This is a genomic window from Comamonas odontotermitis (assembly GCF_020080045.1).
In the GTDB taxonomy this organism is placed as follows: Bacteria; Pseudomonadota; Gammaproteobacteria; order Burkholderiales; family Burkholderiaceae_C; genus Comamonas; species Comamonas odontotermitis.
The window spans coordinates 2,580,410-2,606,614 of record NZ_CP083451.1 but is presented as its reverse complement, the minus strand read 5'-3'; the positions used below and the strand labels follow the sequence as shown (position 1 = coordinate 2,606,614).

Below are 26,205 nucleotides of genomic sequence, written 5' to 3'. Positions count from 1 at the left end.
GATTAAACCACTTTTCGGGTGTGGAACGAGGGGCGATGTTATGGCTTGGGGATCCTGTTTCAGTCGGCCCGTTTAGATGAGTGCTAATCCTGCAAATAATTATGCATGTGTGTTCGGTTAACGCTACACGCAAAACTCGCGCACTGATTGCGAAGGATCAATGATAAAACGGAGCGTAGCGCTGATGCACTTTCAATTTGAAAATCTCGGCTTACTAGATCAGGTTGACCTGGAGCTAGCTAATCTCACGCTTATATGCGGAGAAAATAACACGGGTAAAACTTACGCAACTTATGCAGTGTATGGTTTTTTGCGCAGTTGGAGGCAAATACTTCGTGTAGTTATAGAAGACGAAATTGACACCCTTTTAAAAGATTCTAATCAATATCGTATCGATCTTGGGGCGATGTTCGATGGAAAGATCGACGACTACTTGAAAAGAATGGGTAAAATTTATGTCGGCGGATTGCCGAGAGCGTTCGCTACCCAAGCTGAGATATTTGAAAAAACAGTATTCATACCAAGTGCTTGCCTTGAAACTGATATTTCAAGTAAGGCGTTTCAACGAACCGTGAAGGCTGGCACGGGGGGGAAAGTTCTTGCCACCTTAACCAAAGAATCCGATAGCGTTATGCTTGAAGTGTTGGTGGCGGATGAAGAAGTTATCATGCGCCCTTTCGGAGGGCTAACCGATTTCATCGTAGACGCTATTGCTGAGATTGTCTTCGCGCAGCATTTGCCTAGAGTTCACATATCCAGTGCCGAAAGAACGGGAGCAGCAATTTTCCGTAAAGAGCTAGATATGGCTCGCACTCGTATGCTTAAGGCCATAAATCAGATTGATTCAAAAGAACTCAGAAGAAATCCTTTTAAGATACTTCAAGAAATTGAGACTGATTATGCGTGGCCAGTTGAAGATAACGTTGATTTTGTCAGACAGCTTGAGGATATTGACAAGAGAACCGGGGAGCTGGCAGCGGATAATCCTGAATTATTAGTCGCTTTCGACGCCATCATCGGTGGCAGTTATAAGGTTGTAAAACAAGAGCTTGTCTATCAGGCGAAAGGTGCAGGTAAACAGCGCTTTACGATGAATGAGGCGTCGAGTTGTATTCGCGCCCTGCTGGATGTTGGTTTCTACTTGCGATGCCGAGCGCGCTCCGGTGATATTTTTATCATTGATGAGCCGGAACTGAATCTTCATCCCAAGAATCAGCGAGCTTTTGCTCGGCTTGTGGCGCGTATGGTCAACGCAGGTATCAAAGTATTCATTACGACTCACAGCGACTACTTGGTCAAAGAGTTAAATACACTGATCATGCTGCATCAAAGAACAGAACATACGAGATCTGTTCAGCAGCAATACAAGTATGTAGATGAGGAACTTCTTGATCCGGCAGTTGTTCGACTTTACATGACGGCAACAATAGCAAAGCCCTCAACTGGTGCTGGTCGGCGCGGTAAAGTAAGGACGCTGAAGCTGGCTAATATCTACCCTGATCGCGGAATTGAGGTAGAAACTTTTGATGACACTATTGAGGTCATGAATGCCATACAAGGTGAAATTTTGTATGGGGGTGACCTCTGATGCCTTTAGTTGCGGAGCTTGAGGCGTTACGATTATCGCTTTCATGCTGTACATACCGTGGTGATCAACACACGAACATATTGATTAAAGAGGACGACGCCCTCGCTAAGTTAAAACTAGTGAAACTACTGGCTCCGAATGGGGAATGGTTCAGTTTTAATCCTGATAAAGGGCGCGGGAGGAACGCACTAATGTCGCCACTGTTGACGGCTGGCAATGGGCATGACCATCACCGGGCTTGTGATTGTGTTGTACTGATCGCAAAGGAAAGGGAGTTAACTGCGCTCTACATAGATTTGAAGTCGGGTAATCCGGTTGGGTACTGCGGTCAATTCAAGAGTACGCGGCAGTTTGTTCGTTATGCATTGGGTTTGTTGGAAGATTTTTATGGGCATAAATTTTCGTTGCAAGAGCGTTTTGTGGTTCTTTATGGTGGAAAACCGGCCCTTTTGCAAAAAAAACCAACTGTACCTAAAATTGAGAAGATTGGGAAAACGCTGCCAGATAAGCCTTACAAGCGTGAAGTATTCAATGCCAGCACTCTTTATCTAAAAGAGCTGCTGACCTAACTTCTGATGAATTAGCTGCTCGGTTTAATTAGATAATGGTTATTTGGAATGAAAGACCGTGAGCATGATGAGGTTGTGGCTCAGAATTTTCGAGCCGATCCAATCTATTCACTTCAACTCTTAGATGAGGTTATTCGCGACGGGGATCACTCCGAGCTGGCTATCCTGTTGAGGCAGATAAACAGAGCGTTTGGACACGATTCCTGTGCAGAATCTAAGCCATCCATATGATTCAGTAATGGTATTTTTCATGGTTTTGGTGAAGTGATGAGTTTTTATCTCATTGAATTTTAATGATTAAAAATGATAATTGATAATTGAGTGGGAGTGAAATAGCATCGTCTCACGCTGCCTCAAATAGTCTCAGAAATCACGGAAATTCCAAATGCGATAAAGGCTTAGGAGTCTTATGGTGTCTCACCCGGCTTTGCCTAAGCTTGCGCATTTGACGGTTGTCGTGACGGTATCTTTTGAGGCGGAAGAAAATGCTGCCTACGATACCGTCAGAAGGATCCGGGCTGCAGCCCAATGTACCCCCTCAAAGGTTGGATTGGTGTTCAACTTTTGAGGGGCAGTTCACCAGCTGCAGCAAGCGCCTGGTTGGCGAGGTCGAGCAGAAGGGCTATACACTTGTGCCCATCAACCTGCACTGGAAGGATGGCCGCGGCAAATGCGACATCGCCCTGGCCAAGGGCAAGGCCGAGCGCGCGATGAAGTGCGGCCATCGCTAAATCGCAGCCCAGCATCATGAAACGCGTATTGGGCACCCCACTTATCGCAGCCTGCTTCTTGATGGCGGGCTGCGCATCAACGCTCGATACCAGTCAGAAAGCCGACTGCACGCAAAGTCCTGCCGCCGACGCCCGCTGGCTGACGCTGGCGGTGACACTTCCCGAAGGTGCCAGGCCGCTGCCTGTAAAGCTCCACTACGATTCGGCTCGATGCAAGGAGCCTCGCAGCTATGGCGTAGGCGGGCAGTCCCAAAGTGGCGTTGCGACGATGCGGGCCTCCCACTATGAGGACCTGGAGCTCGTCAAGGAACCGATGGGTAATCAGTACAAGGGCCATCTTGCTATTGATGGCGGCGGGCCTTGTCAGTGGATGCTGACTTCTCTGGAGACCGCGTTCGCTTACACCTCGCGGCACCCGCTGGTCAAAGGCAGGGAGGTGAAGGCCAATCGGATCAGCTTTGAATTCGCGAAAGCGAAAGACGCGGTCCGCACCCCCAGCGTGAGAATGGTTTTTCCATACGTCCCGGTGATCATCACGGACGACGACGCTCCAGAAAAGGAGCTGCGGCTGGCGCCGCTCGGTTTCATTCTCCCTCCGACCTTTGATCCATCGGCTTCGGGCACCATGTACCTGGTTTTCAAGGTGCATGACGACAAGCCCATCACTGCTCAGTCCGTCCCGCAAGACCGCTACCGTTATCTGGTGAGCTATCCCGATGGTTCGACAAGCATCAGTCATTCGAAGAATTATGTGGGCGTGCGGGACGCGAGAATCCGCTGCCTGATCATGTCCGTTAAGGGCGATGAGAAGAAAAAGGACTGCTCGAACGTCCGTCCCGATGCGACAGACTAGGTACAGCGTTGGCTCTGTACACATCGCTCAGGGAGACGGTTGTGATTGGCTACGCGCCTCAATGCTCGTGCACCAAACGTACGGTACGCTTGCGTACCTAGGGTGAAAACTTGTTCGACTTCGTCATGGCTCAATCCTCTCAGAGTGTTAAGCCTCCTCAAAAAACGGGGTGATTCCAGCTGTGTGATGCAGATTGTTTTGAGAAACCAGCCATGTCGAAAAGCAGACAGTCCAAGGGGATGGCTCTGCTGATCGCCAACAACCCTGTACTCACTAATATGGTGAAAATAATCTCCAAGCTGCTGTTCTTTCCAATGGCCTTTTTCATTGCATCCTCAAGCCTCGCCTGGGCCGCTCCCGTTGAGGTCTATCGCGGAGTACTGGGCAGCGCCGATGTAGTGATGGAGCTGGGCGAGTCCCAGGCAGACGGCACGCGCAAAGGGCGCTATTTCTATTTGCGCCATGGAGCGGACATTCCACTCCGGGGCCGCTTGGACCAATTGGCTGAGGCCCAACCTCTGACGGGCGAGTTGCTGGAAAAAAGGCTGCATGCCACAACGTAGGACGAGCCACTGTTCGAAGACGCAGCGCGGCGGCAGGTTATCTGGCATGCCCGCCTGCAAGGCGATGCGCTGACAGGCGAGTGGGAAGATGGCATCCGTGGCGGCAGGCTGCCGTTCAGCCTTGGTCGCGTTGCGCAGTATGACCCCGAGAAGCTTGCACCGCGAGGCGTGGAAGCCGTGACTCTGGCCATTGTGCAAGGCGCGGGCAGCGGGATTGCGGAGGGTATTGCCATCAGCATGCAGGCCACGCCCTACGACTATCTACGCGTGGCCCGCCCGCTGGAGCAGGGCGAAGAGGTTGTGGTGGCTTCCAACCTGGCCTGGCGGCTCGTGCGCGATGCGCGTACCCGATTCTGGTATCCGCGCCTGACACGTCACCCGGATGCCCGAATACTGGCCATAGCCAATGCCTTGCTGGAGCAGCGTCATTGGACTATGAGTCTGCAGGCGCTGGCCTGCAAGGCTGCCGTCTATAAGAGCCTCGACCCCGAGGCAGGGTCACTGGGCTATTTCGATCACGAGCAAATCAAGCTCAGCTATCTTTCCACTACCTTGATGAGCGTGACCGAGTCCGGCTCCCCTTCTTGTGGCGGAGCGCACCCCAACAATCACTTCGATCCGTTCACATTGGATCTGCTGCATGGCGGCTATCTAGACTTCTCGCGCCTTATCAAGGGCTACAGCCATGGCTCGGAGGTGCGCGAATACAGCCCGCAGTTGGTGAGATTCATCCGGAAGGCGGTTACCAGTCGGCGCGAACCCCGGGATGACGACGACTGCACGGACATGCTGCCCGACTTCATGGCGCTGATGTTCGAGGCGCCGGGCAAGCTTGGTTTCGTGGTCTCACGCATAGGCCATGCCCGGAGCGTGTGCCTTGGTCGCGGCGTGAGCCTCTCATTTGGCAAGCTCAAGTCCATACTCAAGCCTGAGGCCACTCGTTATCTTTTCCCCTTGGACAGATAGCTCGCACCCGTGTGCAATCCCGGTTGCATTGCGAATACAACTGTCAGCGCTTGCAGCAGGGGCATTTCTCGATTCAGCAGGCGGGATGGCCCGCCTGGATTTCCTATCCATTTCTCTGGGAATCGCGTTGGCACATGCGCTGTTGCGCAATACCGTATGAGGCCGCCCCCAGCCCTATACGTAGTTGTGCCACGGCCACTGTTTGGGCATATTCAGCTTGGTGAATCGAAGGAAAGTGAACGCGCTGATGTTGAGGGTGGCCACCGGCTGCTCAAACGTTCTGCTTTTCACACAATCGCTTGCACGCCTTGACTGCTTCACTGCAATGAGTGAGTGCAGATCCTCTGCATATCCGCGCTCCTTTGCGTGGAGGGATAACGGGGATGACTTCTCATTTGTGACATTTCTCAGTCGATGGCTGAGCCGCTACTGTCCAATGGATGGTGTCAGCGTGCAGAAGTTGCGGGCACGATGCGCCCTTCCTGCCAAAGGTGCGAGCGGTCCTGGGCATCCACGTTATCCGCCATGGCGCTCCGAACCGTGAAGCTGGCCGCATCGGCCTGCGACAATGGAACGCCTTGGTACCAAACCTGTCGTGCATCGACAGCGTAGCCGCGCCCCAGAGCGCGCAACGTGGCCAAGTCGACGCCTCGCAAAGCGCGTACGATGGGGAATGGTTCGCGATTGGGTTGGTTGACCTCGATATGGCCGTGCCATGCTTGGCGACGGTCGCGAGCGTAACCTTCATCTTCGAGCAGTAGCGAAAAACTCGGGCCGTGGCTGCCGGGAATTTCCGCGCGTTCAAAATAGCCGCGCTGTGAGTCGCGTGCAAAGCGACGGCTCAATGGCTCGAAACTCAGCGCGTCGCGCACCGCGAAGGGCTTACCTTGATCGTATGCACGGTGCCGGTCACGAGCGTAGCCGTATGCCAGCGAATGGTAGGTGGCGGTATCGGCACCTGCAATGATGGTTATGCGTAAGTGCTGGTAGGCCCAGTATTCCTGTGACTTGCGGTATGTGTCGCAGTAGTACACAGAATGTTGGTCGCGAGCCTCGTGCTCGGACAATGCCTCGAATGTGACGCCATCGCTACCTTCCACAGGGCTATCTCGGCAGTAGCCTTGTTGAGAATCACGCCCGAAGTACTGTCCAAGGGGTTGAAAGGTCGCGGGGTCTTTTGGTGAAAAAATGGCGTCGCCGTAACGCCAGCCTGTCGCACTACTGCGCTGATAGCCTGGGTTGCCATCGCAGCCTTGCATTGCAACCATGGCACTTAGCATGAGAATGCGGATTCTGGTGTGTGGCATTGATAGAGCCGTTTGAATTCGCGGAGCACAGGGTTCAAAGACATCCATATTGCTTTGCTGCTCCTTCTGGGATGCAGGCATTAGAAATAGGGGCGTGCCCTGAGAGCGGAGGAGTCCGTGAGGCTGTATTCTTGACGGATTCTCCTCATGTGTGTTGGTTTCCACGCAGAAATGACCTAGTAACCTCCGGGGGCTCAGGTTTGCGTAGGAGTCAAAAGATGGTGCTTGAAAAGCGTCTGATACGAGCACATCAGTCGTTGCTTGACACGGATGCACGATGATCTTATGTACGCTGCATTGGACCTTTGACCTCAGAAGGAATCATGCCGTAGCGTTGGCGAAACGAGCATCGGCGCCAGCAACTGCGGCAGCATTGGTGTATGGACTGCCTCTCCTCCTTGTGCGGGAAGATGGTCAGATGACCTCGGATTTTTCCAAGCGCGCCAATGTCTCCGGGGGAAGCATCAGTACCTCTCGGAGAACCTGTACGGTGTGAGCCCCCAACTGAGGAGGACTTAGATGCTTGACAGGCGTTCGGGAAAAGTTGAGGGGACTGCGTAGCGTTGGAACGTCAATTTGCCTTCCATGTTGCAAGGTGAGCGCCAGCGCTCTATGTTGCGTTTGGGGTTCTGCAAAAACCTGGGCCATGTCATTGATGGGGCCGCAGGGGACTCCGGCGTTTTCCAAGGCATCCAGCAGTACGGATCGGGAGTGCTTGAGAATTGCCTCGGCCATGGCGGAACGCAAGTTGTCGCGGTTGGCTACGCGGCTGGCATTGGTGGCGAACTCGGCTTGCCTTGCAAGTTCTGGCATGCCCAGTACGTGGCAACAGGCATTGAACTGTGTGTTGTTGCCCGCTGCGATGATGAGCTGTCCGTCGGAGCAGGCAAACACTTCGGACGGTGACGCTATAGGATTGGTGTTTCCCACGCGCTCCGGGCTCTTGCCGGTCATCAAGTATCCCAAGGCCAGATGGCCATTGAGCGCGACGGCCGAGTCGATCATGGCGCAGTCGATGTACTGGCCTTCGCCAGTGCGCTGGCGGTGGAATAGCGCTCCTAGAATCGCGATGGTTGCATTCTGCCCTGTGACCACGTCGGTGATCGGGATGGATGTTCGCATCGGGCCGGCGCCTGCACTGCCTTCGGGCTGACCACAGGTGCTCATCATGCCAGCCATGCCTTGCAGGATGAAGTCGTATGCAGGCCGCTGGGCCATCGGGCCCGTCTGTCCAAAGCCGGTCAGCGAGCAATAGACCAGATCGGGCTTGATCTTCTGCAGGCTTGCATAGTCCAGCCCGTATTTTTTCAGCCCACCCGCCTTGTAGTTCTCGACCACCACATCGCATTGCGCCGCCAATTGGCGCACGAGATCGGCTCCTTGGGCTTGGCTGATGTCGATGGTGACCGAGTGCTTGCCGCGGTTATAGGCCAGATACAGCGCCGAATCGTTGCTGTCTTTCCCATCCTCGTCCGGGAGAAAAGGCCCCATGCGACGGGTATCGTCGCCGTCGTTGGGCTTTTCGATCTTGTAGACGGTTGCTCCCATGTCGGCAAGGTGCTGTGTGCATAGGGGGCCAGCGATGACGCGTGTGAGGTCGAGCACCTTGATGTTTTGCAAAATGGCAGACATGGTGCTTACTCCAGGCGGATATTGGCTTGCTTGACGACCTGTGCCCAGCGCTTGGCTTCGCTGTGCATAAAGCTGTTGAACTGGGCGGGCGTTCCGCCGACGGGGTCGATGCCGTACTCTATGAGCTTGGCATGCACGTCCGGAGAGTCGATGGCCGCTTGCAGTTCAGCCGAGAGTTTGTTGATGATGGCGCTGGGAACTTTGGCAGGGGCGAGCAAGCCGATCCAGCTGCCACCGGTCATGCTCGGGTAACCGAGTTCGCTCATGGTGGGTACGTCGGGAATGCTGGGCCAGCGCTTTTCGCTGGTGATGGCCAGTGCGTTCAGCTTGCCGGCCTTGACCTGCGGCATCATGGTTTGCACTGAGTCGAACGCCATGGCTACCTGGCCAGAGAACATGTCGGTCAAGGCAGGAGCCATGCCTTTGTAGGGGATGTGTGTGAGCTTGACCTTGGCTGCCTGTCCAAACAGCTCCCCAACCAGATGCGCGCCAGAGCCCGTGCCGCTGGAGGCAAAGCTCGCCTTGTCAGGGTTGGCTTTGGCCCATTGCACAAATTCAGGCAGGGTTTTGGGTTGCAGTGCGGCGCTGGACACCATGAGCAACGGGATATGCCCAAACTGGCTCACGCCGGTCAGGTCGGCCAACGGTGAGAAGCTCATTTTGGGGTATAGGCTGGGGTTTACCACGTGGCCTGCCACGACGACCAGCAATGTGTAGCCATCGGGGGTGGACCGGACCACATTCTGCGAGCCGATCTGGCCGTTGGCGCCAGGCAGATTCTCCACCACTACCGGTGTTTTCAGGCGCTCGGACAGCTTCTGGGTGACCAGGCGCGTCACTGTGTCAGAGACACCGCCAGCGGTATAGGGCACCACCACGCGGATCGGGCGGCTGGGATAGTTTTCTTGCGCCATGGCGTAGGGGACGGCGATGGCGGCGCAGAGCACCAGGGCCATCTGTGTCAGGCGAATGCCCAAGCCTTTTCGTTTGCCGGTTGCCAAAGCTGTTGCCGCAGGCCGCTGCGCTGGTGTTGCTGATACTTGGTTCATGTTGTCTCCTCGGGGTATATGGTTGTCGTGAAAAGAGAATTTCAGTCCAGAAGCAGATGCCGCGGGACCAGAACCGGAATGCTCAGCAGCATTTGTGCAAATGATTTGCCCAAAGGGTCTGAGCGCAGGCTGCACACGCCGCCGCCGGCGAGGGCGTTGTGCAGAACAAAGTTGACGGCATGCAGGCCAGGTGCTTCGTAGCGCTGGACAGTGCCTTGCACCAGATGGCTGAAGTACTGCAGGACCCGCGCGGTGGTCAACTGCTCCAGCAACACAGGGTAGAGCTCGGGGGTTCGGGCAATCACGCCGATGTTTTCATCATCGCCTTTGTCGCCACTGCGTGCCCAGGCAATGCGAACCAGCTCGACTTGCTCACGCTCGCCATTCAGTGCCAGCGCCGCAGTAGCCAGGGCGTGGTGTGGCGCAGAGGATGGTTCGGTAATCGTGGGCGCAGCGATCAGCTGTTTCGACTCTCCCTGGAGCGTGACCGTCATCGAAACCAGCTGTTTGGGAACCAGGAAGGAGAAGACCTTGAAAACAGGCTGAATATCTGCCCTCCCAGAAAAGGAGGAACGGGTGCCCGGCCCCATCGAGGTGCCTGCGGACGCACATTCGCGTTGCAGAAATGAAAGGCCCTTGGCCATGGTATGGCGTGCAGCAATGCGCAAGATGATTTCACGCGTAGGCAGCGGCCGAGCGTTGGGCCCGTAGAGCGATTCGCTGCCCAGCAGTTCCACACAGGTTTCCGAATAGTCGGGCAGGTTTTGGCTGGCCAATTGCTCCCGGGTGCGCTGGAGCAAGGCATCCGCGGTCTTGCGGGCCTTGGCCGGTGCGTCCAAACCGCGTATCGCCATCAATACCTGCAATTGGTAGCCATCCAAGTAGGTGCCATTGGCCTTGTAGCTCGCCGTAGGCGCTTGGCCTCGGGCGCCTTGCACTCGCACCCTGTTGGCGTCGATGGTCTGCACCGTGACTTGGCGAAAGTCGCAAGTCACATCGGGCATCAGGTAGCAGGCGGGGTCTCCCACCTCGTACAGAATCTGTTCCGAGACGGCGCCTCGATGAATCAGCCCGCCCGTACCTGTTGGCTTGCTCAGTGTGAAAGCGCCGTTCGGCTCGCAGTCGATCACCGGGTAGCCCATATGTGCCCAGTCCGGCACCAGATGCCAGTCGGTGAAAAGGCCGCCGGTCGCCTGCGCGCCGCATTCGATGACATGGCCTGCCAAGGTGCCTGCGGCCAGGCGGTCCCAGTCGTCCCAGGCCCACTGAAACTCATGGGCCAGCACGCCTACCACCACGGCGCTGTCCACACAGCGACCGGTGATGACCATATCGGCCCCCATGGCCAGAGCTTGTGCAATGCCTTGCGCCCCGGTATAGGCGTTGGCAGAGCTCAACTGCTCGGGCGGCATCTCGTGGGTGTACATGTCCTTGAGGCCTTGCTGGCGCAGCGTGGTGAAGATCTCACTCACGTCGTCACCCGTGACAACCGCGATCTTCAGCGCCAGGCCCTGGGTTTCTGCCTCCTGGATCAATGCCTGGGCGCAAGCCATGGGGTGGAGCCCGCCTGCGTTGGACACCACCCGGATGCCTTTGGTGTGCAGTTCACGCAGATGGGGAGCCATGGCGACGCTGACGAAATCAGTGGCGTAGCCAAGCGCTGGGTTCTTGCTGCGGGCCCGCGCCAGGATGGCCATGGTGGTTTCGGCCAGGTAGTCGTATACCAGGTACTGCAACCCTGGCACTTGCAGTAACTGGGGTGTGGCAATGCTGGAGTCACCCCAGAATCCGCTGGCACCACCAATACGGACGCTGCGGCTGGCAGAGGAGGGTGCGGTGCTCATGCGAGCTCCTCGATGCGCAGCAACAGGCTGCCTTTGGTGGCCTGGGTGTTGGGGCTGGCATGCAACTCCACCACCCGGCCGGCGATGGGGGCCGTCAAGCTGTGTTCCATCTTCATGGCCTCCAGCACCGCCAGTGGTTGGCCTTGGCTGACGGTCTGACCCAGCTCCACCACCACGGCAGCCACGCGGCCGGTCAGAGGTGCGGTAACTGCGCCGCCGCTCTGCACGGCATGGCTGGATTTGTGTGCATCGGCTTGCTCGATGTGCCAGGCCTGTCCGGCATGGAACAGCTCCAGTTGCAGCCCGTCGCGCACGGCGATGGCCTTTTCTACCAGGCCATTGCACTCCACCTGGAAGTGCTGGTGCTCGGCGTCGAACCAGCGCAGATCGCGCAGGAGGAAAACCAGTGCATCGGCACCAGCTTGTGCCTCGGAGGCGTTCAGGCTGATCTTCCAGGCGTCACCCATGGCTTGTACCTCGGCACGCCAGCGTTGCTGTCCAACGGCGAGCTCCAGCACGGAAGGGGAGTGTTGCAGATGGCTGCTGGAAGGGGCGCGAGCCAACAGCGCCAAGGCTGCGAAAGCAAGGCTGCGAGCACAGGCCACTGGTGGAGCCGCCAGGCAGTGGCCCATATACTGCTGCACAAAGCCTGTGTGGATGTCCTTGCCTTGGGTGAACTGAGGGCTGCGCAGACATTCGACCAGGAAATGCTGGTTGCTGGGTACCCCGAGCAACACGCAGTTCTGCAAGGCGGCTACCAACTTGCGCCGCGCCTCTTCGCGGTTGCTGCCATGCACCACAACCTTGGCAATCATGGAGTCGTAATAGGGGCTGATGGTGCAGCCACTGCGCAATGCCTGCTCCACGCGCACCTCCAAAGGCTGCAGATGCGTGGCCAGTGAAGCAGGAGTGGCTGCATTGGGTGCTTGCCAGTACAGGACCTTGCCAGTCTGTGGCAGAAAGCCTGCAGCCACATCTTCGGCTGTGAGTCGGGCTTCAATCGCGTGGCCGTGGATGCCGATGTCGCTTTGCTGCAAGTCGAGTGCCTCGCCGGCAGCGATGCGCAACTGCCATGCCACGAGATCCAGGCCGGTGATGGCCTCGGTCACTGCATGCTCAACCTGCAGGCGGGTGTTCATTTCCATGAAGAAAAAGTCGCCATGGGCATCGAGCAGAAACTCCATGGTTCCGGCGCCGATGTAGCCGATCGCCTGGGCGGCTTTGACCGCAGCGTCACCCATGCGCTGGCGTATCTCTGGGGTGACTGCGGTGGAGGGTGCTTCTTCGATCACCTTCTGGTGGCGGCGCTGGATGGAACAGTCGCGCTCGCCCAGATGGATGCAATGGCCGTGGCTGTCGGCCAGCAGCTGGATCTCGATGTGGCGCGGGGCCAGAATGGCCTTCTCCAGAATCAGTTCTGCGCTGCCAAAGGCCTGCAAAGCCTCGGAGCGTGCCGATGCCAGAGCGCTTGGCAGATCTGCTGCCGTTTGAACGAGGCGCATGCCCCGGCCGCCGCCACCTGCCGCCGCCTTGACCATGACGGGATAGCCCATCTGCTGAGCCGCTGCAACAAAGGCGGCATCTGCCTGGTCGGCACCCTGGTAGCCGGGAATGCAGGGCATATTCGCTTGCATCATCAACTGCTTGGCGTGGGCTTTGTTGCCCATGGCCTTGATGGCTGCGCCGGTCGGGCCGATAAAGACCAGGCCAGCCTGGTCTACGGCGTTGGCGAAGTCTTCGTTCTCGGCCAGAAAGCCGTAGCCCGGATGGACCGCATCGGCTCCCGCCTGTTGGGCCGCGGCCAGAATGGCTTCGATGTTCAGGTAACTCTCACGCGGCAGTGCAGCGCCCACGCAGACAGCGGCATCAGCTGCTTGCACATGGGGGCTGTCGCGGTCGGCGTCGGAATAAATGGCCACCGTGCGAAAACCCAGCAGGCGTGCGGACTGAATGATACGCAGTGCAATCTCGCCCCGGTTGGCGATGAGCACGCTGTGAAAGGGACGGATTTGTTTGGTGACGGACATAGGCGGCTCAGGTATTGGGAGTGGCGGGCGTTGCTTGATCGCTGCCTTGGGCTTGGCGAATCTGCTCGGCGTTGAAGCTGGCATGCCAGCGTGCGGGGCGCTTTTCCTTGAAGGCGGCAATGCCTTCCGGCCCTTCGTTGCGCATGCAGGCCGAAAAGGACTCGGCGGCAACATCCAGCATTTGAGGCAAAGGCTGGACGGGGTCGCTACGGACAAACAAGCGCTTGAGCGCCTGGTTGGCCCCCGGAGCGCAGCGACACATGCGGCTGAGCCATAGCGCCAGGTGCTCATCCAGCGCGTCACTATTGGGTACCAGCTCGTCCACCAGACCCAGTGCAACGGCCTGCGCTCCGCTGACACGCTCGCCGAACAAGCCCAGACGCAAGGCGTTGCGCCGGCCCAGGCGAGCTTCCACAAAGGGGGCAATCTGTGCAGGAATGATGCCCAGGGCGGTTTCGGTCAGCGCGAACCTGGCGTCTTCGGTGGCGAGGACGATGTCGGCCGTACAGGCCAGGCCCATGCCGCCGCCCATGGCAGCGCCTTCTACCGCAGCAATGATGGGGATGGGCAAGGCAGACCACAGCTCCAGGAACTTGCCGAATTCGCGGTTGCGGGCTGCAATGGGGTCTTGCGCTGGCTCCGTCTGTTGGTGGGCATCAAGGCGGGACTGGAAGCTGCCGATATTGCCGCCAGCACAGAAAAAGCCCTGGCTGCCGCGCAGCACGATGGCGCGCAGGGCTGCATCGGCTTGCGCAAGCGTGCTCACCTGGTAGAGCTCGGCTGTGACTTCAGGCGAGAGCGCGTTGCGGGTCTCTGGGCAGTGCAGGTTGACGAACAGCACGTCCTGGACGCGGTTCACTCGCAAGTGGTTGTAGTGGTTCATGGAATTTTCAGGTATGGCTGGGCGGGAGGGCGCGGGCTCAGACGCTGAAATCCATCAACCCCATCTTGCGGGCAATCACCATCATCATCACTTCGTCGGCCCCGCCACCGATCGAGCCGAGGCGGTAGTCGCGATAGGCCCGAGAGACGCGGTTCTCCCAGGTGTAGCCCATGCCGCCCTGGAACTGCATGCACCAATCGGCCACTTCGCGGCCCAGGCGTCCTGCCTTGAGCTTGGCCATGGATGCCAGCTCGATCACGTCTTCGCCTTGCACATAGGCGGCGGTGGCGCGGTACACCAGTGAGCGCAAGGCCTCAATCTCGGTCTTGAGCTCGGCCAGCTTGTATTGGATGAACTGGTTGTCCAGCAGCGGGCGGCCAAAGGCGATGCGCTGACGCAGATAGTCGGCGGTCTCCTGGATCAGCTCCATGCTGGCGAGGCGGCGGGCTGCACCGTCCAGACGCTCTTCCTGGAACTGCTTCATCTGGTAGATGAAACCCATGCCTTCTTCGCCAATGCGGTGTCGCACGGGCACGCGCACGTCGTCAAAGAAGATCTGTGCGGTGTCGGAAGACCACATGCCGAACTTCTTGATCTTCTGCACGCTGATGCCCTTGGCACGTTGGCCTTTCTCTTTGAGCGGTACGATGATGAGCGACTTGTTCTTGTGCGGCGAACCTTCCGAGGTATTGGCCAGCAGGCAGATCCAGTCGGCCTGGGTGCCATTGGTGATCCACATCTTGGAGCCATTGATGATGTAGTCATCGCCATCGCGGCGCGCCGTGGTCTTGAGCGACGAGACATCGGAGCCCGCGCCTTGCTCGGAGACACCGATGCTGCAGACCACGTCACCCGCAATGGCGGGGGCCAGAAACTCCTGGCGCAACGCGTCGGAGCCAAAGGCCGCCAACGCGGGTGTTGCCATATTGGTCTGTACGCCAACACCCATGCTGACGCCCTGGGCCTTGGCATGCCCTATGGCTTCGGCAGCAGCCAGAGCATAGGAAAAATCCAGGCCCAGACCACCGTAGGCTTCAGGTTTGGAAATACCCAGAAAGCCCAATTGCCCCATCTTCTTGAAAAGCGCGTGGGCGGGAAAAATCTCGTTGGCTTCCCATTCGTCGACAAACGGGTCGATCTCATTGGTCACAAAGCGACGGAGGCTGGCCATCAGTTCATGGTGTTCGGCGGTATAGAGCATGGTGTATTCCTGGAAGTCAAAGGAGTGATGGCAGCATCAGAAGCGCGCCACACCAAAAGAGAGAGGGCGAAGACGTCGTTGCTCAGCCTCGCGGATGGTGGCCAGTGCGAACAACAGCACATCGCGGGTAGCGCGCGGGTCAATCACTCCATCGTCGAGCAGATGGCCGCTGGTATAGAAAGCGCTGGCCTGTTTGTCGAAGTGGGCGACGATTTCCGTCTTTTGCTTCGCAAGCGCAGCCTCGTTGACGGGCTCATTTTTTCGCTCTGCTTTGGCGCGCTCGACAATCTCCAGCGTGGCCGCCGCTTGTTCGCCGCCCATGACCGCTGTGCGGGCGTTTGGCCAGGAAAAGCAAAAACGCGGCTTGAAGGCACGGCCACACATGCCGTAGTTGCCAGCACCAAACGAGGCACCGCAGTAAATGGTGACCTGTGCCACGGTAGAGTTCGACAAGGCCTGGATCAGCTTGGAGCCGTGCTTGATCATGCCGGCCTCTTCCGAGGCTCTGCCCACGATGAAACCCGTGGTGTTCTGCAAAAAGACGATTGGCGTCTGGCTTTGGTTACATAACTGAATAAACTGAGCAGCCTTGGTGGCACCTGCCGGGTCCAGCGGGCCGTTGTTGCTGATGAATCCGACCACACTCCCGTCCATGCGGCCATGGCCGCAAATGGTGGCTGGGCCATAGTCGGGCTTGAAATCCATCCAGCGCGAGTCATCCACCAGGCGGGCAATCACTTCGCGCATATCCATGGGCTTTTTGTGCTCCAGCACCATCACGCCTGCCAATTGTTCGGGCTCCAGGCGTGGGGCAACGGTGTTGCTGCCGGCCTGGGCCGGATCCCAGTTCAGGCTGCTCACAATGTCGCGAGCGATGGCAATGGCGTGGGCATCGTCTTCGGCCACGTACTCGGCCAGGCCGCTGATAGCCGCATGCATATTGGTGCCGCCCAGGTCTTCGGCGCTGGCAATCTCGCCGGTGGCAGCTTTGAGCAAAGGCGGTCCGGCCAAAAATGCACGTGCCTGACCGCGCACCATGACCACATAGTCCGACAGACCCGGCATATAGGCACCGCCTGCGGTGGATGATCCGTGCACCACAGTGATGACCGGCAAGCCAGCCGCCGACATGCGGGCCAGGTTGTAGAACATGCCGCCGCCCCGGATGAATTTGTCCACCCGGTATTGGCGCAGGTTGGAGCCGGCCGATTCCACCAAATGGATGAAGGGCAGCTTGTTCTCCAGTGCAATCTCCTGGCAGCGCATGAGCTTCTGGTTGCCCGCTTCGGTCAGTGCACCGGCGTTGATCCCCGAGTCGGTCGCCACCACCATGCAGCGCACGCCATTGACGATGCCGATGCCGGCAAGCTGAGAGCCGCCAGGGATGGTTGCATCCAGATCGTCGCTGTCCATGCCATAGCCTGCCAAATTGCACAGCGGCAGAAACGGCGCAAGCGGATCGAGCAGGCGAGCAAGGCGCTCGCGGGGGAGCAATGCGCCGCGCTTGGCAAAGGTGGCCTTGGCCTGGGCAGACTTGTGCATCGCACGCTGCTCCAGTGCCTGCAACTGCTCAATCAGTGCGAGCATGCCGGAGCGCTGCAGCCCGTACTCTGGGCTGTGGACTTGAATGCGGGTGTCAAACGGTGTCATGGGGAAAGCTGCGCAAGGGCAATCAATGGTGTTGTCCGTGATTGAAAAAGATGCAGTTCGACAAGACAAACGAAAAAGCAGGTTTTGTGCACTATGTGCACAAATCAGGGATTACCCGAGGGTGTCAATGCCTGTGAAGGTGCACTATGTAGCCATGACGAAAGCTAAGCAAATAGCCGCAGATGGAAGCGGCCCAGGCCGATCCCATGGTGCCCAAAGTGTGGATCGCGCCCTAGAGCTATTGAGTCTGGTGGCAGCCCAACATGGAGAAGGCATCAAGATCCCGGCGCTGGTGCAGCGGGCGGGGCTGGATCGCACCACCGTGCATCGCTTGATCAAAGCGCTGGAGCGGCACCAATTGGTGCACCGAGAAGCGCGCACCGAAGGCTATCGTCTGGGTCTGGAAGCCTATGCCCTGGGCCAGGCCAGCATGCCTCGGCCCCCGTTGGTGCGGCAATACACGGCCTTGATGAAATCCCTTGCTCGTCGCGTGGATGAGCCCTTGTTTCTCGTCGCGCGGGCGGGTGATTACAGCCATTGCCTGCATATGGAAGCTGGTTCGCGACCAGTCAAAACCTTCAGCGAAACTGTGGGCGGCATCCGCCTGCTGGGCCTGGGTGTGCCGAGCTTCGCCATGCTCTCGCACATGGGCGATGGCGAAGTACTGGCGCATTACGAGCGCTTTCAAGAAGAGTATCTGAAGAACCGGATGACACTTGCCCGTCTGCGCAGATGGGTGGAAGAGGGGCGGAAACAAGGCTTCTCGCACATCCACGGCAAGGGCGTGCGAGGCGTGGGCGTTCGCTTTTCCTTTGGGGTCAGCGGCGAAGCTGCCCTGGGTTTCGTGGCTCCGTCGTCTCGCCTGAGCAGAAATGCGGCCATTGATATTGGCAACTGGCTGAGGCAGGAAGTGGTAGCCATGCAAACACACGCCAGATTCTAGAGTATTCCGCAATCCATTGTCGACTTTTTGATCTGCACTATCACTGCTACAGAGGGCCACAGCGCTCTTTGCGCTAGATCTTTCTTGTATCTAGAGAATGATCAGCCGTAAGGCAGGAGGAGAGGCGCCACCTTACTTCAGGTCAGGGCCACATCGGCCCTGATACGCGTGAGTGGTTTTATGGGCACGAGCTGCATCACGCTTATTGCTATGACTTCAAGCCTCTTGAAGATGCCGTGACCTGACCTCAGAAGGGCTAAATCATGGACTTTGGGAAGCAGGATTGGGTCGCTCGGATGGCCTTGAAGTTCGCGGAACTTGCCTAGAGCCCTGCGTTGCTTAACGCCGTGCGGGCGTTTTTATCTTTATTGCTGGCGATTGCGATACTTGAACCAGGCCGCCCATATGAAAAGTGCCGCCAGCAGCAAAGTCAGCGCGACATCAGCCCCTTTTCCACAGTGTCGATAGAGCCAAAAAAGACGGCCACTCATCACGACCCGCTCTCCAGCTTCATAGGCTACTAGTTGCAAGTAGCTGTGTACACCGGAAGCGAGTATTAGCAGCGTGGCCACTACATACGTTAGCCAATGGTCAAGGATTTTTCTTAGCATGGTGAGTCCTGTGAGCCGAGGTGCGACAGTTGGGATCAGCGCAATCATAGATTCGACATATGGCGGCCTAGGAGGTGCTTATTTGAACAAGTGTTAGGCAGGATAGGGTTTCGCAGCGACTAAGGGTAAAAAAGGCCTGCGGCAGCAGGCTTTGCCGTTGGCTGTCTGTACTGAGCACTGTGAGAAAAAACGCCCGGAGGCGGTTTGGTGGTGCCAATGTTCTTCAGGCTGGGAAACGGAGACTGGCAAAGCATCAAAGTACCACTCGTCAATCAGACCACGGTTGTGGTGGCTTGGCTTGAACCAATCAGCTTCCCTGAAACTGGGACGATTCAGACCTGTAGGAACTGTCTCGGGCAAGTCCCCTATACTCGCGACAACTTCGAGCAAGGAACACAAGGAGACGCCATGTCGATCCCTGTCAGCACCACCGGTGGAACACCTTACGGCACGATTCCTCCCGCTTCCCCTCTACCTCGGCGCAAGCCCATCAGCCTGCCTCGTCTGAACCAGATGCGGGAGGCGGGCGAGAAGATCAGCATGATCACTGCCTATGATGCCACCTATGCCGCCATCGCAGATGCCGCCGGCGTGGAGTGCATTCTTGTTGGCGACTCCCTGGGAATGGTGTGCCAGGGATTGCATAGCACCGTCGGCGTTTCGCTGGACGCCATGGCTTACCACACGGAGTGCGTGGCGCGAGGTCTGCATCGTGCCCAAGGAACCGCCTGGTTGATCTCCGATCTTCCCTATGGCAGTTATTCCGCAAGCCCCGAGCAAGCCATACACAGCGCCACGCGCCTGATGCAGGCCGGTGCGCACATGGTCAAACTGGAAGGAGGCGGCTGGACCGCGTCTGTGGTGCAATTTCTGGTTGAACGCGGCGTTCCTGTATGTGCGCACCTGGGCCTCACGCCACAGACCGTGCATGCGCTGGGGGGCTATCGCGTACAGGGCCGCGACGCCATGGCCGCAGCCACACTGCACGAACAGGCCTTGGAGCTTCAGGATGCCGGGGCATCCATGCTTGTGCTCGAAATGGTGCCTGCCGAACTCTCGCGCAAGCTCACGCAGGCCCTGCAGCGCTGCCATACGATTGGCATCGGCGCAGGTAGCGGTACCGCAGGGCAGGTGCTCGTGATGCACGACATGCTCGGCGTGAACCTTGGCAACAACGCCAGATTTGTACATGATTTCCTCAAGGACGCAGGCTCGGTCAGAGGCGCCATCGAGGCCTATGTGCGCGCCGTCAAGGAAGGGAAATTTCCAGACGATGTGCTCCATGCCTGGTGATTTTTCCAGTTTTCATTTTCATCAGTGCGAAACGATTGAGCCACTACCATGCAAATCACACAGACCATCCCTGAACTTCGCGCAGCCCTGGCACAACGTGGCAGGCCTGGATTTGTACCCACCATGGGAAATCTGCATGAGGGCCACCTGTCACTGGTTCGCGTCGCAGCCGAGATTGGGGACGTCTCTGTTGCGAGCATTTTCGTCAACCGGCTGCAGTTCCTGCCCCATGAGGATTTCAATAGCTATCCGCGTACCTGGGAGGCAGATTGTGCAAAGCTGGAAGCGACAGGTTGCGACGTGCTGTTCGCGCCGCGCGAGCTCGATCTATACCCTGAACCACAGGTGTTCAAGGTTCTGCCTGATCCGCAGATCGCGGATATTCTCGAAGGCGAGTTTCGCCCGGGGTTCTTTACCGGCGTCTGCACGGTGGTGATGAAGCTGTTTGCCTGTGTCTTCGGATCGACAGGTGGCGGATTTGCGGTATTTGGCAAGAAAGACTATCAGCAGCTTTTGGTGGTGCGCCGCATGGTTCAGCAGTTTGCCCTGCCGATTGAAATCGTTGGCGTAGAAACCGCGCGCGCAGAAGATGGCCTGGCGCTCAGTTCGCGCAACGGTTATCTGAGCATTGAGGAGCGCCAGAGAGCTGGTGCGCTTTCAAGTGCCCTGCAGCAACTGGCGGCCAGCACGCGCGCGGGTCACCGTCAGCTTGTCGATCTGGAAGCTGAAGCAGCGAAGCTGCTGCACGACAAAGGCTGGGCAACGGACTACCTCACCGTGCGCGAGCGCGACAGCCTTCGTGTGCCACCGCAAACGGGGCCGATACCAGATGTTCCGCTGGTGGCGCTTGGCGCTGCTCGGTTGGGCAGTACGCGCCTGATTGACAACCTGGAGTTCTAGGCGTTTGTTCAAATTCTTTTGAGCAACAGATCCAAGAAGGCCAGATGGACGAACTGCAAACTGGTATTGAGCAGCCGCTCGCAGTTCTTCCATAACCGCCTGTTCTTGTCCAGCCAGGCAAAGCTGCGCTCAACGATCCAGCGCTTGGGCATGACCTTGAAGCTGTGCAGCTCGCTCCTTTGCGATCCGTCACCTCAGCGGTGGTCACGGCTACTGCATGCGGCAAACCCTGCGTATTTATTGCAATGTGGCGCTTGATGCCCGATACCTTCTTGCCCGCGTCATGGCTCTTCAGGGCCGCTGTATCCGTGTTCTTTGCGCTCTGCGCGTCCACAATCAAGTGCGCGCTCTCCAGCAGTGGCCTGATGATCTCGAATTGTTCGCGACTGATGTCGCTTGGCTAGCTCTTTCTCCCCCGCCAAGCTTTTCACATCCAGGCAAGGCTTTGAACAGGCTCTATGAGTTGGGCTGTGGCGCAAACTCCGCACGCTGCAGTGGCAGGCTCGTCGGATGAGTAAATGGAGCTGGATTCTGCGGCGATACCAACACCACGAACTGGAAGGTACACAACGCAGCATCGCAGGTGCGAGGTGCCTTGAACATCCGACTGAACAAGGCATGAAGTGCTTTGCTCCGCAGAGTGGCAAGCGTTGGTCTATCGACGCGCTCGAGAGCGCCACGATGTGAGACTGTCGTTTGCTTGCAGTCCGTCGTACTCCAGCCAGCAACACCCAGTCAATATCCGTTAATTCAAAAATGGCATGAATTGTGCATCTTTACAGGTTTGAAATGCTGATAAAGACATGCCCCATGAAAACGCCTCTGCACTATCTGATCGCTGCCCGGCAAAGTGAGATGGCTGCGCTGGAGCAGATCAGCAGTGCCAGCAGCCTTGTGGCGAGCATGTCAGAGCTGGTCCACGCGCTTCAGAAGGAGCGGGGACTCTCGAATATGTATCTGTTCAGTGGTGGAGCGTTTGCGCGTCAAAGCTTGCTGGAGCATGGCCCGCATGTAGACGCGGTCATGGGCAGGGTCTGCCTGGTGCTTGATGAGCTGGGTGAGCGCCTGCCGGGCGCACATGGCGCGCGGCTGTTCAATGCGATCGCCAGTGCGCTTGAGGGCTTTGAAGCGCTACCGTTGCTGCGCCGCCAGCGGGATGCATTGCAGCTGAGCGCCGAGGATTGCACACAGGCGCTGATCCGCATGATTGCCGCCTGCCTGACCGTGGTGTTCGAGGCCGCCGACAGCGCCTGCGATCCCGACATCGCGAAGTTGCTGGTGGCGCTGTTTCATTTCATGCAAGGCAAGGAACTGGCCGGGCAGGAGCGTGCCACTGGAGTCGCAGCGTTTACAGAAGGGATTGGCAACACCGAGCGTCAGCGCCATTGGCTGCACCTGATCGATTCGCAGGAGCGATGTTTTCAGGTGTTTGCCGACTTCGCGAGTCTGGCAGGAAGGGAGCGATGGCAGTTGCAATGCGGGGCCTGCCCCGATATGACGGTGATCGAGCGGCTGCGCCGCATGGGCTGCACGGCCGGGGATGGCGTACCGCTGGAGCAGGGTCTGAGCGCTTCCTGGTTTGAGGCCTGTTCCAGCCGGCTCGATGCCATGCACCAGATTGAGGCGTTTCTGGCCCAGGAGCTGGAGGTTCAATGCCTGCGCAAGCGTGAGCTGGCCAGTGCCGCGCTGAGCCAGCAGCGCCAGTTGCTGGAGAGGCAGCCGCAGACGCGTGCTGAAGCTGCGGAGGCATTTTTGGGGGCAAGACAGCCTGCAGCCACCCTGCCTGCAGAGGGCGCCTATGGGCTGCAACTCGAAAAGAGCATTGTCTCGCTGGTACAGGAGCAATCCATGCGCCTGCAGGATATGCAGGCCGAGATCGACAAGGCACGCGCGACGCTTCAGGAACGCAAGACGATAGAGCGGGCCAAGGGCGTGCTGATGAACTACCGCCAGCTTAGCGAGGGCGACGCCTACAAGCTGATTCGCCAGACGGCCATGAACCAGAACCGGCGCATGCTTGATGTGGCCGATGCCATTCTGGCCACATTGGAACTGCTGCCTGCCAGCACCAATTCATCGCTTTGACAGTCCCGTGATTGCTGCGCTGCACCAAATTTGGGCCAGATCGGCGCTGAAACCAGTCTTCTCCTCTGAGAAAGCGCTGGCATGGTTTGTGCATGACTGTTGCTGTACAGCAGACCAAAGGCGGTCGCGCTGAAAGCGTAACTACGAGCGACCTGGGACAACGGCGTCCTTTTCTCCTCTCACCCGAGGAGGGAAGGGCGCCTTTTGTTTTCTGGATCGCCTTCACCACGATTCTTGATGGAGTTTTCTCATGAGCCAACGCCTTGCTTTGTCGATGAATTCCAAGCTGGAGCCCGCATCCATTGGCGGCCGACGTGATTTCCTGCGTGCGGCTGGCGGTGCAGCGCTGTATGGTGCACTGGGTCACCATGGCGCCTGGGCTGCGGGCTCCGACGCCCCGGAGAAGAAAGAGGTCAAGATAGGCTTTATCCCGCTGACCGATTGCGCCAGCGTGGTCATGGCCTCGGTGCTGGGGCTGGATCAGAAATACGGCGTGAAGATCATTCCCAGCAAGGAAGCGAGCTGGGCTGGCGTGCGCGACAAGCTGGTCAATGGCGAACTGGATTTTTCCCATGTGCTCTATGGTCTGGTCTATGGCCTGCAACTGGGCGTGGGTGGCCCCAAGAAGGACATGGCCGTGCTCATGCATCTCAACAACAACGGGCAGGCGATTTCCCTGTCCAAGGCCCTGGCAGACAAGGGCGCGGTAGATGGGCCCAGCCTGGCCAAGGTGATGGGCAAGGAAAAGCGCGAATACACGTTTGCCGGCACCTTTCCTACCGGCACCCACGCCATGTGGATGCATTACTGGCTGGCGGCGGCGGGCATCAATCCTTTGTCCGAAGCCAAGCTGATCACTGTGCCGCCGCCCCAGATGGTGGCCAATATGCGCGTGGGCAACATGGATGGCTTCTGCGTGGGTGAGCCCTGGAACCACCGCGCCATCATGGATGGCATTGGCATCACGGCCAACACCACGCAAGACATCTGGAAGGACCACCCCGAGAAAGTGCTGGGCACCACGGGCGAGTTCGCGCAGAAGAACCCCAATACCTGCCGTGCCGTAATGATGGCGATTCTGGAGGCTGGCCGCTGGATTGATGCCAGCCTGCAGAACAAGACCAAGATGGCCGAGATCGTGGCCCAGAAGTCCTACATCAACACCAGTGTTGACGCGATCAACCAGCGCATTCTGGGTCGGTACCAGAACGGTCTGGGCAAGACCTGGGACGACCCCAACCACATGAAGTTCTTCAACGATGGGGCGGTGAATTTTCCCTATCTGTCCGATGGCATGTGGTTCCTGACCCAGCACAAGCGTTGGGGTCTGCTCAAGTCGCATCCCGACTATCTGGCTGTGGCTCGGCAGATCAATCGCATCGACCTGTACCAGCAGGCTGCCAGCCAACTCCAGGTCAGTGTGCCCAAGGAACCGATGCGCAGCAGCAAGCTGATCGATGGCGTGGTCTGGGACGGCAAGAACCCGGCCCAGTACGCAGACAGCTTCAAGATCAAGGCCTGAGGCCGCCACCCCGCCGGAGAGTCACCATGGTCAGTGCCGTATTCCATTCACCGCTCGAATCCGATCCCTCTCACGATTCGCAACTGGCCGCCCAGGCGGCCAATGATGCGCTGCTTGAAGATTCAAAAAAGATAGCTGTTGGCGAAGAGCACATAAGGTCTGATGTGAAAAAAGATACCAAACCCAGAGCGCAAGCCTCGGCTTCGGCCATTGTGGCGCCCAGCCCGTTACGCCAATGGACAGAGCCACTGTTTGCGCGGATCTTGCCTCCGGTGCTGGGGCTGGCGCTGCTGGTCGGGCTGTGGTCTCTGGTTTCCAGCAGCACCGGCAAGAGCATCCCTTCCCCGGCGGAGACCTGGGAGCAGGCTGTGCAGGTGTTCAGGGACCCGTTCTACCGCAGCGGCCCCAATGACCAGGGTGTGGGCTGGAACGTGCTGTCCTCGTTGCAGCGCGTGGCTCTCGGCTTCGGCCTGGCCGCGCTGGCGGGCATTCCGCTGGGCTTTTTGATCGGGCGCTTCAGTTTTCTCTCGCGCATGTTCAATCCCCTGATCAGCCTGCTGCGTCCGGTCTCGCCGCTGGCCTGGCTGCCGATCGGCTTGCTTGTGTTCAAGGGCGCCAATCCGGCGGCCATCTGGACCATCTTCATCTGCTCGATCTGGCCCATGGTCATCAATACCGCTGTGGGTGTGCAACGTGTGCCCCAGGACTATATGAATGTGGCCCGGGTGCTGAACCTGTCGGAATGGAAGATCGCCACCACCATTCTGTTTCCAGCCGTGCTTCCTTATATGTTGACGGGTGTTCGTCTAGCCGTAGGCACGGCCTGGCTGGTGATCGTGGCCGCCGAGATGCTGACCGGCGGTGTGGGCATAGGCTTCTGGGTCTGGGACGAGTGGAACAACCTCAACGTCAAGAACATCATCATTGCCATCTTTGTGATCGGCATCGTGGGCCTGGTGCTGGAGTGGGCACTGGTCAAGCTGGCTTCGGCCTTCACGTTTGAAGAGGTGAAATCATGAATGGATCGCGGTCCGCCAAGTACATCGAGATCCATGGCGTGGAGCAGACCTTCAAGACTGCCAAAGGGCTGTTTCCGGCGCTGCGCGACATCCATCTGAATATCGCCAAGGGCGAGTTCGCGAGCCTCATCGGGCATTCGGGCTGCGGCAAGTCCACCTTGCTGAATCTGATTGCTGGCCTGACCATGCCCACGGACGGAGCACTGTTGTGCGCCAACAAGGAAATCAAGGGCCCAGGGCCCGAGCGTGCCATGGTGTTCCAGAACCATTCGCTGCTGCCCTGGCTGACCTGCTGGGGCAATGTGCACCTGGCCGTGGAGCGTGTCTTTGCCAGGAGCGAAACCCGGGCGCAGCTGGCCGAGCGCACCGACGCGGCGCTGGCCCTGGTTGGGTTGACCCATGCTGCGCAAAAGCGTCCCGGCGAAATATCGGGCGGCATGAAGCAGCGCGTAGGCATTGCGCGCGCGTTGTCCATGGAGCCCCAGGTGTTGCTGATGGATGAGCCGTTTGGCGCTCTCGATGCGCTGACGCGTGCCAAGCTGCAGGATGAATTGCTGGAGATTGTGGCGCGCACGCATAGCACAGTGGTGATGGTGACGCACGATGTGGACGAAGCCGTGCTGCTGTCCGACAAGATCGTGATGATGACCAACGGGCCGGCAGCCACGATTGGGGAGGTGCTGAATGTGGAATTGCCTCGCCCGCGAAACCGGGTAGAGCTGGCCGAAAGTCCGCAGTATCAAAGCTATCGCAAGGCAGTGATCGATTTTCTCTACACCCGCCAGGGTCATGTGGAGAAGGCGGTCTGAGCCTTGATCCCATCCCGCCCCATGGCGCCTTCGGGCGCCATGCGCGTTTTTCGCACAGCAGGAAAGGGCGCAGGCACGAAAACAGTGCATGCAAGCCCGGGAGCCATGGCCTAAAAGGGATGGGCCCAGGCGCATGCGTGCGATCTCAGGGCGTGTGGTT

Annotated in this window: 21 protein-coding genes and 3 pseudogenes; 13 read left to right on the top strand and 11 right to left on the bottom strand. The window is 58.2% G+C overall.

Annotation, left to right across the window (positions count from 1 at the left end; genetic code table 11):
- Positions 1–184: 184 nt before the first annotated feature.
- The 6 genes and pseudogenes from LAD35_RS12140 (at position 185) to LAD35_RS12115 (ending at position 5,270) form a co-directional block, all read left to right on the top strand.
- Positions 185–1,588, top strand: a complete 1,404-nt coding sequence (locus LAD35_RS12140) for an AAA family ATPase (RefSeq protein ID WP_027920142.1) — start codon at positions 185–187, stop codon at positions 1,586–1,588.
- Positions 1,589–1,779: 191 nt separating this feature from the next.
- Positions 1,780–2,157, top strand: coding sequence for a hypothetical protein (locus LAD35_RS12135; protein ID WP_128572591.1), 378 nt, complete (start codon positions 1,780–1,782; stop codon positions 2,155–2,157).
- Between the two features lie 590 nt (positions 2,158–2,747).
- Positions 2,748–2,888, top strand: a pseudogene (locus tag LAD35_RS12130) (SsrA-binding protein); the annotation flags it as partial.
- Between the two features lie 16 nt (positions 2,889–2,904).
- A complete protein-coding gene (locus LAD35_RS12125; RefSeq protein WP_224149330.1) occupies positions 2,905–3,741 on the top strand; it encodes a hypothetical protein in 837 nt (278 codons plus the stop codon).
- Positions 3,742–3,953: 212 nt separating this feature from the next.
- Entirely contained in the window at positions 3,954–4,304 is a 351-nt protein-coding gene (locus tag LAD35_RS12120) for a hypothetical protein (protein ID WP_224149329.1), read from the top strand.
- Between the two features lie 177 nt (positions 4,305–4,481).
- The gene (locus LAD35_RS12115) at positions 4,482–5,270 is read left to right on the top strand and encodes a hypothetical protein (protein WP_224149328.1); all 789 of its coding nucleotides are present in this window, start codon (positions 4,482–4,484) and stop codon (positions 5,268–5,270) included.
- 292 nt (positions 5,271–5,562) lie between these two features.
- Here LAD35_RS12115 and LAD35_RS22405 read toward each other — a convergent pair.
- From LAD35_RS22405 to LAD35_RS12075, 9 genes and pseudogenes are all read right to left on the bottom strand, one after another.
- Positions 5,563–5,655, bottom strand: a pseudogene (locus LAD35_RS22405) (IS5/IS1182 family transposase); the annotation flags it as partial.
- Positions 5,656–5,716: 61 nt separating this feature from the next.
- Positions 5,717–6,538, bottom strand: coding sequence for a DKNYY domain-containing protein (locus LAD35_RS12110; protein WP_224149327.1), 822 nt, complete (start codon positions 6,536–6,538; stop codon positions 5,717–5,719).
- 453 nt (positions 6,539–6,991) lie between these two features.
- On the bottom strand, positions 6,992–8,209 hold the full coding sequence (locus LAD35_RS12105; protein ID WP_224149326.1) for a CaiB/BaiF CoA transferase family protein: 1,218 nt from the start codon (positions 8,207–8,209) through the stop codon (positions 6,992–6,994).
- 5 nt (positions 8,210–8,214) lie between these two features.
- Positions 8,215–9,258 (bottom strand): tripartite tricarboxylate transporter substrate binding protein, encoded by a 1,044-nt coding sequence (locus LAD35_RS12100; RefSeq protein WP_396022748.1) that lies wholly within the window; start codon positions 9,256–9,258, stop codon positions 8,215–8,217.
- Between the two features lie 41 nt (positions 9,259–9,299).
- On the bottom strand, positions 9,300–11,102 hold the full coding sequence (locus tag LAD35_RS12095) for an acyclic terpene utilization AtuA family protein (RefSeq protein WP_224149325.1): 1,803 nt from the start codon (positions 11,100–11,102) through the stop codon (positions 9,300–9,302).
- Positions 11,099–13,129, bottom strand: a complete 2,031-nt coding sequence (locus tag LAD35_RS12090) for an acetyl/propionyl/methylcrotonyl-CoA carboxylase subunit alpha (RefSeq protein WP_224149324.1) — start codon at positions 13,127–13,129, stop codon at positions 11,099–11,101. Before LAD35_RS12090 ends, LAD35_RS12095 begins: the two co-directional genes overlap by 4 nt.
- A 7-nt stretch (positions 13,130–13,136) precedes the next feature.
- A complete protein-coding gene (locus LAD35_RS12085) occupies positions 13,137–14,012 on the bottom strand; it encodes an enoyl-CoA hydratase/isomerase family protein (protein WP_224149323.1) in 876 nt (291 codons plus the stop codon).
- 37 nt (positions 14,013–14,049) lie between these two features.
- Positions 14,050–15,213 carry an acyl-CoA dehydrogenase family protein gene (locus tag LAD35_RS12080; RefSeq protein ID WP_224149322.1) on the bottom strand — a complete coding sequence of 388 codons (1,164 nt, stop codon included), beginning with the start codon at positions 15,211–15,213 and terminating at the stop codon, positions 14,050–14,052.
- 36 nt (positions 15,214–15,249) lie between these two features.
- Positions 15,250–16,863, bottom strand: a complete 1,614-nt coding sequence (locus tag LAD35_RS12075) for an acyl-CoA carboxylase subunit beta (protein ID WP_224149321.1) — start codon at positions 16,861–16,863, stop codon at positions 15,250–15,252.
- A 37-nt stretch (positions 16,864–16,900) separates the two neighbouring features.
- Between LAD35_RS12075 and LAD35_RS12070 the strand changes: the two genes are divergently transcribed.
- On the top strand, positions 16,901–17,806 hold the full coding sequence (locus LAD35_RS12070; RefSeq protein ID WP_224149320.1) for an IclR family transcriptional regulator: 906 nt from the start codon (positions 16,901–16,903) through the stop codon (positions 17,804–17,806).
- 365 nt (positions 17,807–18,171) lie between these two features.
- On the opposite strand, the gene LAD35_RS12065 is transcribed toward LAD35_RS12070, so the two are convergent.
- Positions 18,172–18,465: a hypothetical protein gene (locus LAD35_RS12065; RefSeq protein WP_224149319.1), complete on the bottom strand. Its 294-nt coding sequence runs from the start codon at positions 18,463–18,465 to the stop codon at positions 18,172–18,174.
- 360 nt (positions 18,466–18,825) lie between these two features.
- Here LAD35_RS12065 and panB point away from each other — a divergent pair, with 360 nt between their 5' ends.
- Both panB and panC read left to right on the top strand, forming a co-directional pair.
- Positions 18,826–19,710, top strand: coding sequence for a 3-methyl-2-oxobutanoate hydroxymethyltransferase (gene panB / locus LAD35_RS12060; RefSeq protein ID WP_224149318.1), 885 nt, complete (start codon positions 18,826–18,828; stop codon positions 19,708–19,710).
- Between the two features lie 48 nt (positions 19,711–19,758).
- Positions 19,759–20,610 carry a pantoate--beta-alanine ligase gene (gene panC / locus LAD35_RS12055; protein WP_224149317.1) on the top strand — a complete coding sequence of 284 codons (852 nt, stop codon included), beginning with the start codon at positions 19,759–19,761 and terminating at the stop codon, positions 20,608–20,610.
- Positions 20,611–20,618: 8 nt separating this feature from the next.
- Here panC and LAD35_RS12050 read toward each other — a convergent pair.
- A pseudogene (locus tag LAD35_RS12050) lies at positions 20,619–20,959 on the bottom strand (transposase); the annotation flags it as partial.
- Positions 20,960–21,420: 461 nt separating this feature from the next.
- Between LAD35_RS12050 and LAD35_RS12045 the strand changes: the two are divergent.
- The 4 genes from LAD35_RS12045 (at position 21,421) to LAD35_RS12030 (ending at position 26,045) form a co-directional block, all read left to right on the top strand.
- On the top strand, positions 21,421–22,695 hold the full coding sequence (locus LAD35_RS12045; RefSeq protein ID WP_224149316.1) for a nitrate regulatory protein: 1,275 nt from the start codon (positions 21,421–21,423) through the stop codon (positions 22,693–22,695).
- Positions 22,696–22,945: 250 nt separating this feature from the next.
- Entirely contained in the window at positions 22,946–24,217 is a 1,272-nt protein-coding gene (locus LAD35_RS12040) for a CmpA/NrtA family ABC transporter substrate-binding protein (RefSeq protein WP_224149315.1), read from the top strand.
- A 26-nt stretch (positions 24,218–24,243) separates the two neighbouring features.
- The gene (gene ntrB, locus LAD35_RS12035) at positions 24,244–25,236 is read left to right on the top strand and encodes a nitrate ABC transporter permease (RefSeq protein ID WP_224149314.1); all 993 of its coding nucleotides are present in this window, start codon (positions 24,244–24,246) and stop codon (positions 25,234–25,236) included.
- Positions 25,233–26,045 carry an ABC transporter ATP-binding protein gene (locus tag LAD35_RS12030; protein ID WP_224149313.1) on the top strand — a complete coding sequence of 271 codons (813 nt, stop codon included), beginning with the start codon at positions 25,233–25,235 and terminating at the stop codon, positions 26,043–26,045. Before ntrB ends, LAD35_RS12030 begins: the two co-directional genes overlap by 4 nt.
- Positions 26,046–26,205: the final 160 nt, after the last annotated feature.